Origin of the sequence: Aquitalea magnusonii, from assembly GCF_003202035.1 — a bacterium.
GTDB classification, from domain to species: Bacteria; Pseudomonadota; Gammaproteobacteria; order Burkholderiales; family Chromobacteriaceae; genus Aquitalea; species Aquitalea magnusonii.
This window is the reverse complement of sequence record NZ_QJKC01000008.1, coordinates 183,322-198,508: the sequence shown is the minus strand read 5'-3', so window position 1 is coordinate 198,508 and position 15,187 is coordinate 183,322. Positions and strand designations below refer to the sequence as shown.

Sequence of the window (15,187 nt, the reverse complement as noted above, 5' to 3'; positions counted from 1 at the left end):
GGACGGAGCGCGCTGATTGGGTTGCCTTGGCGCAAGTTGACTCTGCTCCTTGGTAGAACTGCTCAAATTCGGGGAAACCTCTGTTGCCTTGGCAGCGTGGCAATCCCGAGCGAAGCTCTCGCAAGAGAGAACGTGTAGAGACTGTACGGGCAGGTCGTAAAGACAAGAGACAGTCCAGACCACAAACCCGAAAGGGGTGGCGAAAGCCATAGTTGGTAAGCATAATCCGTTGGTGCCGGGTTCGACTCCCGGGGGGCCCACCAAATATCAAAAGCCGCTGTGTATCCACACAGCGGCTTTTTCATATCTGCCGCGACAGGATGGCCATGCGCTGCTGCCGGCTTGTCCGGGGCTTAGCGTAACAAGCGTTGCTGCAATTGCTGTCTGCTGGCCGGGTCGATGTGCAGCACCGTGTGCAGATAGTTTTCCACTCCCGCGTAATGTTGTTCTACCGTTGCGTAAAAACGGTCCAGATAGCGGCTGTCCACCTGTAGGGCAATGGCGAAGGCCGCTTGCTGGGCTGCGTCAGCCCCCGCGGCGGCGGCCTGGGCAACAAGTCGTGCATTCTCCTGGCTGCGCATGTGGTTGGTTTTCAGGTAGTCGTGATAAATCAGGGTTCTGGAGACCTCCAGTACTTCCAGCATCAGCATGGCGGCGATGCCGGTGCGGTCTTTGCCGGCAGCGCAATGAAACAGCACGCTTTTATCCGCATCATTGGCCAGCACTTCCTGAAAAAACTGCCGGTAACCCGCTTGTGCAGCAGGGGAGAGCGCCAGTTCCTGATACAGCATCTGCATGTATTCTGTGGTTTTGCTCACGCTATCAAGCTGGCTGAAGGCCGCGATAGAGGCCTGCGCCTGCTGTTGTGCTTCGGCCAGCAGATCGATGTGGACATAGCGGGCTTGGGCAATGCTGACATCAGGCCGTTCCAGGGTTTCTGCCGCACTTCTGAAGTCGATGATCTTGCCGAGCTGGTATCGTCCTGCCAGTTGTCGTGCTTGTTCCGGGCTGAGGTGGGACAGCTCGGCAGAGCGCAAAAGCCGCTTGTCGATCAGTTGTTTGCCATGCTTGTTTGGAATGCCGCCCAGATCGCGAAAATTGGTGAGGGTGAGCAAGCTAGGGTTCCTTGTGTGGTTTCATCATGTGGTGAGGAGGTGTGCCGCGGCCGGAGTGTGGAGCTGCTCTGCTCTGCCGCCCTTGGTCGAATGCGCTGCCCCCTGTGTGGAATGTGCGGGACGACATGATTGTCGGTGATTCCCGCGCGCAACCCAACGGCTGGCGGTGAGCTGGCGCACTGGCCGCAAGTTCATGCTGCATTGCGGAAACTTTTTCCTTGCGCGCGGGTCTAGCTCGCTGGCATGCCGGCCGGCATGCCGCTTTCTCCTGTCTGTTTGGTCGGGTTTCCAAACGCTGTTCCACTGCCCTGTTCGGCTTTCCGAATGCATGTCATTGTATTTTTTATTTTATTGTTTAAAAACAAATATTTGCCATGCTGTTTCGTGAATTTTTCCTGGCATGATTACTGCTGATACGAGCGGACTCAACACCGGTCTTAAAGCCGGGTTACTCTGGAGAAACGCTCGTGAAAACCAACAAGATTACCCTGTGGGTCTTGATCGCCCTGGTATTGGGCATCGCAGTCGGCTACGGCTGTCACACCTCGATTACCGATCCCAAGCAACTGAAAGACGTTGCCGGTTACTTCTCCATCCTGACCGACGTGTTCATGCGTCTGATCAAGATGATCATCGCCCCGCTGGTGATGTCCACGCTGGTGCATGGCATTGGCAGCAGTGATTCCCGTTCGATTGGTCGTGTTGGCCTGAAAGCCATGGGCTGGTTTATGGGGGCCTCGCTGGTTTCCCTGTTCCTGGGCCTGATTTTCGCCAATACCCTGCAGCCGGGCCTGGGTTACACCCTGCCGATGGCTGATGCTTCGGCTCCGGTCGTGAAAGCTGCTGCGCTGAACCTGAAGGACTTCATCACCCATATGTTCCCCACCAGCTTCTTTGACGCCATGGCGAAAAACGAAGTGCTGCAAGTGGTGGTGTTCTCGGTGTTCTTCGGTGTGGCCATCGCTTCCTACAAGGGTCCGAAGCCTGACATCCTGATGAAGGGTCTGGAACAACTGGCCAACATCATGCTGCGCGTCACCAACATCGTGATGATGTTTGCGCCGGTGGGTGTGTTTGGTGCCGTTGCTGCCACCATTACCGCCGATGGCCTGGGCGTACTGTCGATGTACGCCAAGTTCATGGGCAGCTTCTACCTGGCACTGACCTGCCTGTGGCTGCTGATGATTGCTGCTGCCTACGGCTTTATCGGCAAGAAGATCTTCGCCCTGCTCAAAAACATCCGCATGCCGCTGATGCTGGGCTTTGCCACCGCCAGCAGTGAAGCTGCCTATCCGACCCTGCTGGAACAGCTGGAGCGTTTTGGCATCAAGGAGCGCATTTCCGGCTTTGTGCTGCCGCTGGGTTACTCGTTCAACCTGGACGGCTCCATCATGTACACCTCGTTTGCCGCCCTGTTCATCTCGCAGGTAGCCAACATCCACCTGAGCCTGGGCCAGCAGATCACCATGCTGCTGATCCTGCTGATCACCAGCAAGGGCATTGCCGGCGTGCCGCGTGCCTCGCTGGTGGTGGTGGCTGCGGTACTGCCGATGTTCAACCTGCCGGAAACTGGCATTCTGCTGATCCTGGGTATCGACCACTTCCTGGACATGGGCCGCACCGCGACCAATGTGCTGGGTAATGCGATTGCCACCACCGTGGTGGCTGCATCCGAAGGCGATATCGATGCTGGCGCAGCGCAGAGCAATCCGGCACTGGCAGAAGACCAGGCCTGAGCGCCCCAAGGCTCTGCCACCGTTTTACCTTATAAAAATCCAGTGACAGACCCGGCCTGCCCAAGCCGCCGATTACAGGCGGACAGGCAGGACGCGGGGCTGATCGCTGCAGTGAGTTGCTCCCCGGCAACGACATCCCCACTAGTCTTTCTACAAAGAGAAGAGACATGAAAAAAACCTTCAAACTGTTGTTGTCCAGCGCGGCCGTGATGGCTGCCCTGTGTGGTCAATCCGCCCAAGCTGCCGACGCAGCCAAGCCGCATGTGGTGATTCTGGCGACCGGTGGCACCATTGCCGGTACTGGCGCCACCAGCACCACCACCATCGGTTACACCGCAGCCAAGCTGGGCGTGGACAAGATGATTGCCGCCGTGCCCGAGCTGTCCAAGGTGGCCGAGGTACGTGGCGAGCAGGTGGCCCAGATCGCCAGCGAAAGCATGACCAACGAAGTGTGGCTGAAGCTGGCCAAGCGCGTGAACGAGCTGCTGGCGCAGAAGGATGTCGACGGCGTGGTGATTACCCACGGTACCGATACCATCGAAGAAACCGCTTACTTCCTGGACCTGGTGGTCAAGAGCAAGAAGCCGGTGGTGGTGGTGGGCTCCATGCGCCCGTCTACCGCCATCAGTGCTGACGGCCCGATCAACCTGTACAACGCCGTGATCCTGGCCGGTAGCAAGGAAGCCGTTGGCAAGGGTGTGCTGGTATCGCTGAACGATCAGATCAACGCTGCCCGCGAAGTGACCAAGACCAATACCTCCACCACCGACACCTTCAAGACGCCGGAACTGGGTTACCTGGGTTACATGCAGGACAACAAGCCGCACTTCTACCGCATGTCCACCCGCAAGAACACTGCGGATACCGAGTTTGACGTGAGCAAGCTGAACAGCCTGCCGCGCGTCGACATCGTGTACGGCTACGCCAATATGGACCGTGTGGCCATGGATGCCGACATCGCTGCCGGTGCCCAGGGTATCGTGCAGGCTGGTGTGGGTGATGGCAGCATTGCCGCGCAGATGATGCCGGCCTTCCGCGACGCCCGTAAAAAGGGTGTGATCGTGGTACGCAGCTCGCGCGTGGGTAACGGCATCGTGGCCCGTAACGGTGAGGCCAATGACGATCAGGAAGATCTGGTGGTCAGCGACACGCTGAATGCGCAAAAAGCCCGCATCCTGCTGATGCTGGGTCTGACCAAGACCCACGACACCAAAGAACTGCAACGCATGTTCTACACCTATTGAGCCGCAGGGCCGGGCACTGTGCCGGCCTGTCTGCCTGTTGTGATGCCGGTGTCGAGCCGGCGTGATCCCCCGCAACGGCAGCATGGCGCAGTGTCTGCTCATGCAGCCTTTGGCAAGCGGCCCCGGTGGCCGCTTTTTTCATGCCCGCAGCCTGCTGCCGACCGGGACGGCAGGCTGCTCATCAGCCCGGCCATCAGCCCGATTGATTCAGGCCGTACTTTTTCAGCTTGTCGAACAAGGTGGTCTTGGCCACTTTCAGGGCTTCGCTGGTGCGGCTCAGGCTGTAGCCGTGGCGGCGGAACTCTTCGGCAATCAGTGCGCGCTCGAAGGCTTCCACGGTTTCCGCCAGCGGCAGGCTCTGGCTCAGCTCACCGGATTCGGACAGCGGGCTGCGGATGCCCAGTACATAGCGCTCGGCTACATTGCGCAGCTCACGCACATTGCCCGGCCAGTCGTAGGCCAGCAGCTCGGCTTGTTCGTGCGCTTCCAGTTGCGGGGTGGGGCGGTCGAAGCGGCTGGCAGCCTGCAGCAGAAAGTATTCGAACAGCAGCGGAATGTCCTCGCGCCGCTCGCGCAGCGGTGGCAATTGCAGGGTGACCACGTTCAGGCGGTAGTAGAGGTCGCTGCGGAAGCTGCCGCTATTGCCCATGGCTTTCAGGTCGGCCTTGGTGGCTGATACCACGCGGCAGTCCACCGGAATGGGGGTATTGGAACCCAGCCGCTCCAGCGTGCGTTCCTGCAGCACGCGCAGCATCTTGATCTGCAGCGGTAGCGGCATGCTTTCGATTTCATCGAGAAACAGGGTGCCGCCATTGGCGTATTCGATGCGGCCGATGCGGCGCTTGGCCGCGCCGGTGAAAGCATGGGCTTCGTGGCCGAAGATCTCGCTCTCGAACAGGTTTTCCGCCAGCCCGCCGCAGTTGACCGCGACGAAATTGTTTTTCTGGCGGCGGCTGATTTCATGCAGGCAGCGTGCCACCAGCTCCTTGCCGGTGCCGGTTTCGCCCAGGATCAGCACATTGGCCGAGGTATCGGCCAGATCGGCGATCATGCGCCGCACTTTTTCCATGGCTGGCGAACGGCCGATCAGCCGTGCCTCCAGGCTTTGCTTGTCATGCAATTGCCGGCGCAGGCTTTCCACCTCCAGGCTGAGGCGGCGCTGTTCCATGGCGCGGCATACCACTTCATGCAGCCGCTCCGAGGAAAACGGTTTTTCGATAAAGTCGTAGGCCCCGTCCTTCATCGCCTGGACTGCCAGGCTGACATCGCCATGGCCGGTGATCAGGATGACCGGCAGGCCGCTGTCGCGGGCCTTGAGCTGGCGCAGCAGCGCCATGCCGTCCTGGCCTTGCAGATGGATGTCGCTCACCACCACGCCGGGGAAGCCGGGCAGCAGCAGCGCCAGTGCCTGCTCGGCGCTGGCCACGCCGCGCGCTTCCAGCCCTTCCAGCGCCAGTGCCTGTTCGCAGCCCAGCCGGACATCCGGATCATCTTCGACAATCAACACTTTCATGCCATCAAACATGGCGGTTTTCCTTTGTGGCAAGCGGCAGGGTGATGGTGAATACCGCACCACCCTGCGGGTGGTTGTCGGCGCTCAGGCTGCCGCCGGCTTCGGCAATGATGCCGGCGCTGAGTGTCAGCCCCAGCCCCAGGCCGATGCCGGCGGGCTTGGTGGTGACAAAGGGCTCGAACAGCTGGGCGCGTACGGATTCCTGCAAACCGGGGCCGTTATCGCGAATCTGCAATTGTAGGTGTTCTGTGGTGCGATGGCCGCTGATTTCGATGATGGGCTGGGGCTGGCCTTGCAGCTCGTCCAGGGCATTGGCCAGCAGGTTGACCAGCACCTGTTCGAAGCGGTTGGGGTCGCAGCGTGCCTGCCACGGCTCCGGCGCATTGGGGCGGAGAATGCGTACCTGGCTGCCCTCCAGCCGGTTGCGCAGCAGCAGCACCGCGCTGTCGATGGCCAGGCTGATGTCCACCGTGCCCAGGCTGCTGGTGGACTTGCGCGCATAGCCTTTGAGCGCGCTGGTGATTTCGCCCATTTTATCCACCAGCTGGCAGATGGTTTGCAGATTGGTGCGGGCGGTGTCGGTTTGCTGGCGTTCGATAAACTTGATGGCATTGCCGGACAGGGTGCGCAGGGCGGCCAGCGGCTGGTTCAGTTCGTGCGCGATGCCGGTGGCCAGCTGGCCCAGCACCGCCAGTTTGCCGGCCTGCACCAGGTTGTCCTGGGTCTGGCGCAGATGCTGTTCGGCGCGGATGCGTTCGCTGACTTCTTCCTGCAATTGCTGGTTGGCACGCGACAGGTCGGCGGTGCGCTCTTCGACCTTGCGTTCCAGCTCGCGATAAGCCTGCTGCAGGGCTTCACGGGCGGCCAGCTTGTCACGCAGGCGGCGGCGCCGTTCGTTCAGCCACAGAATGCCGGTGAGGCTGAGCAGGGTGAGCAGGGCGGCCAGCGCCGCACGGTTATAGGCCAGCTGGTACACCGGCTCCAGGCTGGACAGCACGGTAAGCCGCCAGTTGGACAGCGGCAGTTGCAGCGACTGCCCCAGCATGTCGCGCGGGTAGGCCAGCCGGCTCAGCGTGCGCCGGCCGCTCTGGTCCAGCCGGTAGATGTGGCTGCCGTTGCCCAGGCTGCGCCGTTCTTCCAGCCCCAGTGGCGGCAGCGGTTTGCGGTTGTATTGGCGGTTGCGGTCGAAGGCATCCTGCAGGGCTTTGCTGAAGGGCTTGAGGGTGCTGAATTTCCAGCCCGGTTCGGTGGCCAGGATGATCACTTCATTCTGGTCGGACACCATCACCATGGTCTTGTTTTCGCGCCACAGCTTTTCCAGGTATTCCATGTTGATCTTGACCACGGCCACGCCGATGATGCGGCCGTGGCTGGTCAGTGGCTCGGACAGATAGTAGCCGGCTTCGCTGCGGGTGGTGCCTACGCCGAAAAAGCGGCCGGGCTGGCCGTTGATGGCATCGGTGAAATAGGCACGGAAGGCATCGTTTTCGCCCAGGTAGCTGTCCGGCTGCCGCCAGTTGCTGGTGGCGCGCACGATGCCGCTGCTGTCCATGATGTAGATGGCGCTGGCACCGGTGCGCTGGCTCAGCCGTTCCAGGTAGTCATTGGCCGCTTGCTGGCGCTGGCGGTCTTGCGGAGCGTGCAGCAGCCGCTCCACATAGGGCGACAGGCCGAGCAGGCTGGGCAGGCGGGCGTAGTGGCCGATCTCGCTGTTGAGGCTGTTGGCGTACAGCTCCAGCCGCTGGGTGTTGGCGGCCCGCAGCTCGTCCAGCGAACCGTCCACGCTGGCGCGAAAGGCGGCGACGGCGGCAATGTCCATCAGCACCAGCAATAGCGCTATGCGGAGTACGGTACGCAGTTTCAAGCGAAATCCAATCCTCGGAGTGGGCTGTGCCGGACGGTGCCGGCGGCCAGCAGAAAGGCGGCCGTTGGCCGCCTGCGGTGATCAGGGTCTGGCCGCAGCGCATGGCGGCAGCCGGCTATTGTAGCAAATGCCTTTGCCTTCGCGGTGATGCTTCCCTGCCTGGGACGCGCGACATCCGGTGCGGCGCGGCACCGGGACGGCATCGGCAAGAGCTGCGGCAGGCCCGCTTGCGCCGGGTAAGCGGCGCTTACAGATAGCGTTCGAAGTGGCTGACCAGCCGCTTCAGGTCGTGGGCCGTGGTGTGCAGTTGCTGGGCGACCTCGCGGGTGGTGGCGATGCTGTGGCTGTTCTGCTCGGTGAGCGCACTCATGGTTTCCATGTTCTGTGCCACTTCGGTGGAGGCAGAGGACTGCTGCTGCAGCATTTCCGCTACGTTGGCCGCCGATTGCGCCACGCCCTGGTTGGCCTCGCGGATGGCCGCCAGGCTGGTACTGGCGGTGCCGATGGCGTTTTCCACGCCCTGCACCCGCTCCAGTGCGCCATGCACATTCTGCAATACCTGGTGCGTGCGCTGGTGCAGCACATTGATGGATTGTTCGATTTCCAGGGTATTGCCGGCGGTGCGCTCGGCCAGTTTGCGCACTTCGTCGGCCACCACGGCGAAGCCACGTCCCTGCTCGCCGGCGCGGGCGGCTTCGATGGCGGCATTCAGCGCCAAGAGATTGGTCTGGTTGGCGATTTCCTTGATGACCGAGGTGACCGAGCCGATTTCCTCGGCTGATTTTTCCAGCACCAGAATGGCATCGCGCGTACTCTGGAATTCTCCCATCACCTGACGGGTCACTGCGCGGGTCTGCTGCATCCTGTCCTCGCCCTGATCGGCCAGCTGGTTGGCGGTGCCGGCATGCTCGGCACCGCTGCGGGTGGTGATGGAGATTTCATTGACCGATACCGATAGCTGCTCCAGCGCCGCCGCCACCCGGGTGATGCCGGCCAGAGTATGCTCGCCGCGCTGCTGCAGTTGACTGGCCTCGGCATGGGTGGCGGTGGCGGCCTGGCTGATGTCGTGCGCACCGGCCACCACGTCGGCCAGTACGGCACGGGTATTGATGCGCATGGTTTCCAGCATTTCCAGCATCTGGCGCATGTCCTGGCAACCGGATTGGGGAATGGCTTGCTTGAAATTGCCCTCGGCCAATCTGGTCAGCCCCTGCCTGGCCTGTTGCAGTGGCGTGGCCAGGCGCTGGTGAATCAGCAGCGCTGCGCCAAGCAGCCAGATGATGCTGGCGCTGTTCAGGATGTGGTGCAGCATGCTTTGCGGCAGGATGTATTCCAGCAGCAAGGCGAGGACGGGTGGCAGCATGGCCAGCCACAACAGGGCCTGCATGCTGAGTGCCTGCTGCTGGCGTGTGGTCGGAAAGCTGGCGCGCCGGGCACGCACCTCGGCATAAAGCTGTTCGGCCTGCTGGCATTGCTGTTTGTCCGGGGCGCTGCGTACCGACATATAGCCGATCACCTGCCCGTTTTCGCGCAAGGGGGTGACATAAGCATCCACCCAGTAAAAGTCGCCCTGCTTGCTGCGGTTCTTGACCAGTCCGCGCCAGGGATGGCCGGCTTCCACGGTATGCCACAGATCGGCAAAGGCTTCGGCGGGCATGTCCGGGTGGCGTACCACGCTGTGTGGCTGGCCGATCAGCTCTGCTTCGGTAAAACCGCTGATCTCGATAAAGGCACGGTTGGCATAGGTGATCACCCCCTTGAGGTCGGTCTTGGTGACGATGGGGCGCTGCGGATGCAGGAATAACTCGTGGTGGGTGACTGGCTGGTTGTTGCGCATGACGGGCTCCCTGAGCAAGGTTTCCGTCCGGCGTGTCGTGCGGCGACGATGGGCAAGGGCAGGGCCGCAAACCGATACCGTACGGTATTGTTGCTCTAGCGGTATAGGCGAAAAATCCGCATGCCATATTTTTCTTTTGTCGCGGTTTGATCTCTGACAAAGCGCTGTGGCGCATGGGCGCTGCCACGCCGCAGCGGCCTGTTGTCAGCCGCTCTGCTGACTGGCCTCTTGCAGTACCTGCTGCAGCAATAGCGCAAAGCTGTCGACCAGGGCGGAGGCCGGCCGGTGCAAGGGTCGCACCAGATGCACGCGAAAAGGCAGGGAAACCGCCAGCTTTCTGACCACCACGCCTTGGGAGGCAAACTCCAGCGCGGTGAGCGGATTGACCACGGCGATGCCGATGCCCTGGCGCACCATGCTGCACACCGAGGCGGCGCTGTGGGTTTCCAGCACCAGTTGCCGCTGCACTTGCTGTTCGGCAAACAGGCTGTCCAGCTGCTGGCGATAGATGTCGCTGACCGACAGGCTGATAAAGGGCTGGCCGGCGAAGTCGGCCAATTCCAGTACCGGCTTGTTGCACAGGGCGTGGCCGCTGGGCAGTACTGCCACTTCATCGGCGCAGAACACCTGTTGCTGACTGGTGCCGGCAGGCTGGCGCTGGCTTTCGGTCAAGCCCAGATCATGGCGCTGCGCGGCCAGCCACTCTTCCAGCAGCGGCGACTCCTGCGGCGTGATATTCAGCCTGACCTTGGGATAACGGGCCAGAAAGCGCTGGCAGACGGTGGGCAGCACCGCCTGCGAGAACATCGGCAGACAGGCAATCGACAGCTGGCCATGGTCGAACTGGCGCAGGGCCTGGGCGGTACTGACGATGCGTTCCAGTCCCAGATAGGAGCGCTCGACTTCTTCGAACAGCTGCAAGGCCTGCAGGGTGGGACGCAGCCGCCCCCTTACCCGTTCAAACAGGGTGAGTCCGCTCAGTTGTTCCAGCCTGGCCAGTTCGCGGCTGACCGTGGGCTGCGAGCTGTTGAGCAGGGTCGCCGCCTCGGTGACGCTGCCGGTGGTCATGATGGCGTGGAAGATTTCCACATGGCGCAGGTTGAAGGACATGGCAGGACTCGCTTGGCTCGGGCAGGCCATATCATAAATGAAAGACATGGCGATAAATTGATATTTTATTTTAGTCGCAGGCTGCGGCAGTATCATGGCAATCATTGAATGGAATGCCATGAAAACTTTCGCTGCCTCCCAACTTGCCTCCCTGGCCCAACAATTCGGCGCCCCGCTGTGGGTATACGATGCCGCGGTGATTCGCGCCCGCATCGCCCAGCTCAAGCAGTTCGATGTCATCCGCTATGCGCAGAAGGCCAATTCCAATACCCATATCCTGCGCCTGATGCGTGCGCAGGGCGTGATGGTGGATGCGGTGTCGCTGGGCGAGATCGAACGTGCGCGCCAGGCCGGTTACGACTTGTCGTCGGCCGAGCCGTCCGAGGTGGTATTTACCGCCGATGTGCTGGACCGCGCCACGCTGGAGCAGGTGGTGGCCGAGCGCATCGTGGTCAACGCCGGCAGCATCGACATGCTGCGCCAGCTGGGCGAACGCTCGCCGGGTCATCGGGTATGGCTGCGCATCAATCCCGGTTTTGGCCATGGTCACAGCCACAAGACCAATACCGGTGGTGAAAACAGCAAGCACGGCATCTGGCATGCCGATCTGCCACAGGCGCTGGCGGTGATCGCCGAGTGCGGCCTCAAGCTGGTGGGCATCCACATGCATATCGGTTCGGGTGTCGATTATGGCCATCTGCAGCAGGTATGCGGTGCCATGGTGGAGCTGGTGCGCAGCCTGGGGCAGGATATCGAGGCCATTTCGGCCGGCGGTGGCCTGTCCATTCCCTATCGCGACGGTGATGGCCGCATCGATACCGAACATTATTTCCAGCTGTGGGATAGCGCGCGCAAGCAAGTGGAACAACTGCTGGGCCACGCGGTGCGGCTGGAGATCGAACCGGGCCGCTTCCTGGTGGCCGAAGCCGGTGCGCTGGTGGCCGAGGTGCGTGCGGTCAAGGACATGGGCAGCCGTCATTTCGTGCTGGTGGATGCCGGGTTCAATGACCTGATGCGTCCTTCGCTGTATGGCAGCTACCACGAAATTTCCGTGCTGGAGCGCAGTGGTCAGGAGAAAACCGGCCAGGTGGCCACGGTGGTGGCCGGCCCCCTGTGCGAGTCGGGTGATGTGTTCACCCAGCAGGAAGGCGGCGTGGTGGAAAGCCGCGACCTGCCGCCGGCGGCAGTGGGTGACTGGCTGGTGTTCCACGATGCTGGTGCTTATGGTGCCACCATGTCGTCCAACTACAATAGCCGTCCGCTGCTGGCCGAGGTATTGCTGGATGAGGCTGGCCCGCGGCTGATCCGTCGCCGGCAGACCATGGCGGAATTGCTGGCGCTGGAAGCGGTGTAAGCCGCGATATCCGGCCAGCACAGCCCGCCGTCACGGCGGGCTTTTTGCTGCGCAGCAGTGGAATGCTCAGAAGTCCTTGCGCATCATCAGCCAGGTGGCGTTGGCATCGGGCTGCTGCAGTTTCAGCGCGCGCTGGCCGCCAGCGTTTTGTCTGACCTGGCCATAGCCGGCTTGCAGCCAGCTGGTTTTGCTCAGGTAGTACTCGGCGCCGATGGCCCACTGGTTGGCGCCCCAGTTCAGGCTCTGGCCATCGACCTTCACCTGGCGGCGGTGCGAGTACAGCGCCATCGGCTTGAAGTTGCCCATGCGGTAAGCGGCGCTCAGCGCATACACCTGACTGGTGAGCTTGTTGTTGCCGGTCGGCGCGATGCTGGTTTCCAGGATGCCCGGTATCTCGAAGTCGTTGCTATTGTCCAGATTCTTGTGGGCATTGCCGTACAGCGTGATTTTTTGCAGGGTGGCGGCCAGCGACAGATTATTGGCGTTGTAGCCGAATTCCAGCCGGTGTATGCCGCTGTTGTTGCTGGCAATGCTGTTCAGCTTGGTCATGTAGGCGTAGGTGGCGAAGTAGGCGGCATCGGCGTAAGACAGGCGCAGGCCCCAGGTATCGCCGCTGCTCTTGCCATCCTCCTGCTTTTCGCCAGCACCGTATTGCAGGCTGCCCTGTACGCCGGACAGGCGCGGGCTGTCGTAGCGCAGGCTGTTCTTGGCGCGGCTGTCGCCATAGTTGTTGCTGCCGAAGATGTCGCGTGCTTCATACAGCGGGTAGGCGATGCCGCCTTTCACGTCGCGGCGCGGGCTGGCCATGATGTCGGTGGCCTGGGTATTGGTGAGGACATCATCGAGATACCCGGCACGTACTGTGCCCCAGCCGCCTTCCAGCCCGACAAAGCTCATGCGGTTGGCCAGCCGGCCGCTGCCGGTGCCATTGTTGGGCACGCCATCCAGCGCCATGCCGGTCTCCACCTGCCAGATCGCCTGCAGCCCGCTGCCCAGGTCTTCGCGGCCCTTGAAACCAATCCGGCTGCCATAGTCATCGATGCCGCTGCTGTGACGGTAATTGGTATCGGCACTTTTCATGCTGTTGATGCCAACGCGCAGCGAGCCGTAGACGGTGACATCGGCCTGGGCCAGTGCGGGCAGGGTGCAGGCCAGGACGGTGGCCAGAATGCGTGGGTTCATGAGTTTTCCTGATCATTGACGGGATAGCCCTTGCGCCGTGGCGGAGGGCTTGGGCGGGCAGAGTGTGCTAAGGCGGGCGCGGCAGCGTCAATGCATCAGTGTGTAGCGGGAAATTGGCAGTTATTTACGTAAATTTGCGTTTATTTTTGCGTATTTTCTTTTAATTGCAGGCAAGATGCGCGTACTGGGCGGGCTGACTGCTACGTAGGGTTGGGGTGTGGCTGTACTGAATGTCGGGATGGTCATACTTGTCCGACAGTTGACCAGGAGCAGGATTGGGAGGGTTTAGGCTGATTCAGCCGTTTGCCAGGGTGATTCCGGCCCTGTTTGGGAGGCGTCTGGGTGGGGCCACAAAGGAAAACGCCTCCGGCTGGCGGAGGCGTGGAGCGCGACCGGCCCGTTGCCGGGCCAGGCACTTACATATTCATATTGTTGATGACGAACTTGACGCCCGGCACCTTTTCGGCGATGACGCCGGCCTTGAACATCTGCTGGTCATCGGTCATCTTGCCGTCGATGGTCACTTCCTGCTTTTTGCTGACAACGTGCAGGTTCAGCGCTTTCAGTTCCGGATCAGCATCCAGAGCGTTCTTGACATTGGTGGCCAGCTGTTCGTCGCTGGGAACCGCATCTTCGGCATGTGCCATGAGCGGGGCGAAGCCAATGTTCAGGGCCAGGGTTGCCAACAGGGCGGAACGAGCGAAAAGGTGCTTCATGGTTATCTCCTTGCTTCAAGCAGCGTGATGGCCTGGCCGACCATTGCGATGGATCGCCAGTGGACTGTGTTGTGGCGACATGTTATCCAGCTTTGTTTGCAGTTTTGTTGCGGCTCGATGAAATGATGCATCTGGCGAACTCGCCGGCCAGCTCCGGGTCAGACGCCAGTCCTCACCGTGCAGCGCTGCGCGGCGCACGGTAACATGGCAGCTGGCTGCCAGCAGTCCGCACCACCCTGATTCTCAATTACGCAAGTTCCCGTCCATGCTGAAACGATTGTTATTGCTGCTGCCACTGTTGTGGCTGGCCGCCTGTTCCACTACTTCCCCTCCCATGCCGCGTCCGGGCGATGGCGGTGTGCTGAGTCCGGCAGCCTTGCCGGCCTGGCAGCAGCAGAATATGGGTGACACCCTGTCGGCCCTGCAGCAAAGCTGCAAGGTGACGGCACGCAAGCCGGGCTGGCAGGCGGTCTGTGCCGATGCCGCACGCATTCCATCTGGCGATGACACCCGGACGCGGCTGTTCTTTGAAAGCCACTTCAATGCCTGGGCGGTACGCGATAGCGCCGGCAGCGGCGGCTTGATTACCGGTTATTACGAACCCCTGCTCAATGGCAGCCGCAGCCGCAGCGAGCGCACGCCGTATCCGGTCTATGGCGTGCCGGCCGACCTGCTGGTGCTGGATTACCCGCCCGCCCTGCATGGCCGCAGCGTGCTGGTGGCTCGCAAGGCGGCTGGCAATCGCTTGCAGTTACTGCCGGGCAAGAATGAAGCCGCGCCGGGCGAGATTGAAATCCATCCGGCGGATTTCCCCGTCGACCCGCGCAGCAACAAGCTCAAGGGCCGGCTGGCAGGCAATCGTCTGCTGCCGTATTACACCCGGGCCGAGATCGCCCAGGGCAAGGGCGTGGCCAGCGCGCCGGTGCTGGCCTGGGTGGAAGACCCGGTGGAGCTGTTCTTCCTGCAGGTGCAAGGCTCCGGCCGCATCCAGCTGGAGGACGGCAGTTTCCTGCATGTCGGCTATGCCGAGCAGAATGGCTATGCCTATCAGTCGATTGGCAAATGGCTGGTGGAAAAAGGGGAGCTGACCTTGTCTGCCGCCTCGATGCAGGGCATACAGGGCTGGATCAAGGCCCACCCTGGCCGGCAGCAGGAGCTGTTTGCGGTCAACCCCAGCTATGTCTTCTTCAAGACGCTGCCCGGTGGTGACAGTGGCCCGGCCGGTGCGCTGGGGGTGCCGCTGACTGGTGGTTACAGCATTGCGGTGGATCCGCATTACATTCCTCTGGGCACGCCGGTCTATCTGGCCACCACCTGGCCGCTCAGTCAGCAACCACTGACGCGGCTGGTGCATGCGCAGGATACTGGCAGCGCCATCCGCGGAGCGGTGCGTGCCGACCTGTTCTGGGGGTATGGCAGCGAGGCCGGCATGTATGCGGGCCGCATGAAGCAGAGCGGCAGCATGTGGATGCTGCTGCCCAAGGGCATGACGCCGTCGATGGCGGCTGCGCCTTGA

The 15,187-nt window shown here is 61.7% G+C and carries 11 protein-coding genes; 4 read left to right on the top strand and 7 right to left on the bottom strand.

The window, feature by feature from the left end:
• Positions 1 to 353: 353 nt before the first annotated feature.
• Positions 354 to 1,115: a tyrosine-protein phosphatase gene (locus DFR38_RS10640; protein ID WP_059284943.1), complete on the bottom strand. Its 762-nt coding sequence runs from the start codon at positions 1,113 to 1,115 to the stop codon at positions 354 to 356.
• Between the two features lie 467 nt (positions 1,116 to 1,582).
• On the opposite strand from DFR38_RS10640, the gene DFR38_RS10635 reads away from it, so the two are divergent.
• A complete protein-coding gene (locus DFR38_RS10635) occupies positions 1,583 to 2,851 on the top strand; it encodes a dicarboxylate/amino acid:cation symporter (protein ID WP_059284944.1) in 1,269 nt (422 codons plus the stop codon).
• Positions 2,852 to 3,018: 167 nt separating this feature from the next.
• Positions 3,019 to 4,095 carry a type II asparaginase gene (locus DFR38_RS10630; RefSeq protein WP_110313380.1) on the top strand — a complete coding sequence of 359 codons (1,077 nt, stop codon included), beginning with the start codon at positions 3,019 to 3,021 and terminating at the stop codon, positions 4,093 to 4,095.
• A 193-nt stretch (positions 4,096 to 4,288) separates the two neighbouring features.
• Here DFR38_RS10630 and DFR38_RS10625 read toward each other — a convergent pair whose 3' ends face one another.
• The 4 genes from DFR38_RS10625 to DFR38_RS10610 form a co-directional block, all read right to left on the bottom strand.
• Positions 4,289 to 5,620 carry a sigma-54-dependent transcriptional regulator gene (locus tag DFR38_RS10625; RefSeq protein WP_110313379.1) on the bottom strand — a complete coding sequence of 444 codons (1,332 nt, stop codon included), beginning with the start codon at positions 5,618 to 5,620 and terminating at the stop codon, positions 4,289 to 4,291.
• A complete protein-coding gene (locus tag DFR38_RS10620; RefSeq protein ID WP_204377524.1) occupies positions 5,613 to 7,472 on the bottom strand; it encodes a sensor histidine kinase in 1,860 nt (619 codons plus the stop codon). The genes DFR38_RS10625 and DFR38_RS10620 overlap by 8 nt, the downstream gene beginning before the upstream one ends.
• A gap of 247 nt (positions 7,473 to 7,719) precedes the next feature.
• Positions 7,720 to 9,309, bottom strand: coding sequence for a methyl-accepting chemotaxis protein (locus DFR38_RS10615; RefSeq protein WP_059286813.1), 1,590 nt, complete (start codon positions 9,307 to 9,309; stop codon positions 7,720 to 7,722).
• 204 nt (positions 9,310 to 9,513) lie between these two features.
• Positions 9,514 to 10,419: a LysR family transcriptional regulator gene (locus tag DFR38_RS10610; protein WP_059286814.1), complete on the bottom strand. Its 906-nt coding sequence runs from the start codon at positions 10,417 to 10,419 to the stop codon at positions 9,514 to 9,516.
• A gap of 118 nt (positions 10,420 to 10,537) precedes the next feature.
• Here DFR38_RS10610 and lysA point away from each other — a divergent pair, with 118 nt between their 5' ends.
• Complete coding sequence (gene lysA, locus DFR38_RS10605) at positions 10,538 to 11,773, top strand: diaminopimelate decarboxylase (RefSeq protein WP_059286818.1); 1,236 nt, start codon at positions 10,538 to 10,540, stop codon at positions 11,771 to 11,773.
• Positions 11,774 to 11,839: 66 nt separating this feature from the next.
• Here the strand turns inward: lysA and DFR38_RS10600 are convergent, their stop codons facing one another.
• Both DFR38_RS10600 and DFR38_RS10595 read right to left on the bottom strand, forming a co-directional pair.
• On the bottom strand, positions 11,840 to 12,955 hold the full coding sequence (locus DFR38_RS10600; RefSeq protein ID WP_059286815.1) for a porin: 1,116 nt from the start codon (positions 12,953 to 12,955) through the stop codon (positions 11,840 to 11,842).
• Positions 12,956 to 13,371: 416 nt separating this feature from the next.
• Positions 13,372 to 13,671: a BON domain-containing protein gene (locus DFR38_RS10595; RefSeq protein WP_233170483.1), complete on the bottom strand. Its 300-nt coding sequence runs from the start codon at positions 13,669 to 13,671 to the stop codon at positions 13,372 to 13,374.
• Between the two features lie 265 nt (positions 13,672 to 13,936).
• On the opposite strand from DFR38_RS10595, the gene mltA reads away from it, so the two are divergent.
• Positions 13,937 to 15,187: a murein transglycosylase A gene (gene mltA, locus DFR38_RS10590; RefSeq protein ID WP_059286816.1), complete on the top strand. Its 1,251-nt coding sequence runs from the start codon at positions 13,937 to 13,939 to the stop codon at positions 15,185 to 15,187.

Excerpts from the sequence above, each read along its gene's own strand:
- DFR38_RS10630 (WP_110313380.1), top strand. The coding sequence starts at position 3,019 with ATGAAAAAAACCTTCAAACTGTTGTTGTCCAGCGCGGCCGTGATGGCT.
- DFR38_RS10625 (WP_110313379.1), bottom strand. The coding sequence starts at position 5,620 with ATGTTTGATGGCATGAAAGTGTTGATTGTCGAAGATGATCCGGATGTC.
- DFR38_RS10615 (WP_059286813.1), bottom strand. The coding sequence starts at position 9,309 with ATGCGCAACAACCAGCCAGTCACCCACCACGAGTTATTCCTGCATCCG.
- DFR38_RS10610 (WP_059286814.1), bottom strand. The coding sequence starts at position 10,419 with ATGTCCTTCAACCTGCGCCATGTGGAAATCTTCCACGCCATCATGACC.
- lysA (WP_059286818.1), top strand. The coding sequence starts at position 10,538 with ATGAAAACTTTCGCTGCCTCCCAACTTGCCTCCCTGGCCCAACAATTC.
- DFR38_RS10600 (WP_059286815.1), bottom strand. The coding sequence starts at position 12,955 with ATGAACCCACGCATTCTGGCCACCGTCCTGGCCTGCACCCTGCCCGCA.
- DFR38_RS10595 (WP_233170483.1), bottom strand. The coding sequence starts at position 13,671 with ATGAAGCACCTTTTCGCTCGTTCCGCCCTGTTGGCAACCCTGGCCCTG.
- mltA (WP_059286816.1), top strand. The coding sequence starts at position 13,937 with ATGCTGAAACGATTGTTATTGCTGCTGCCACTGTTGTGGCTGGCCGCC.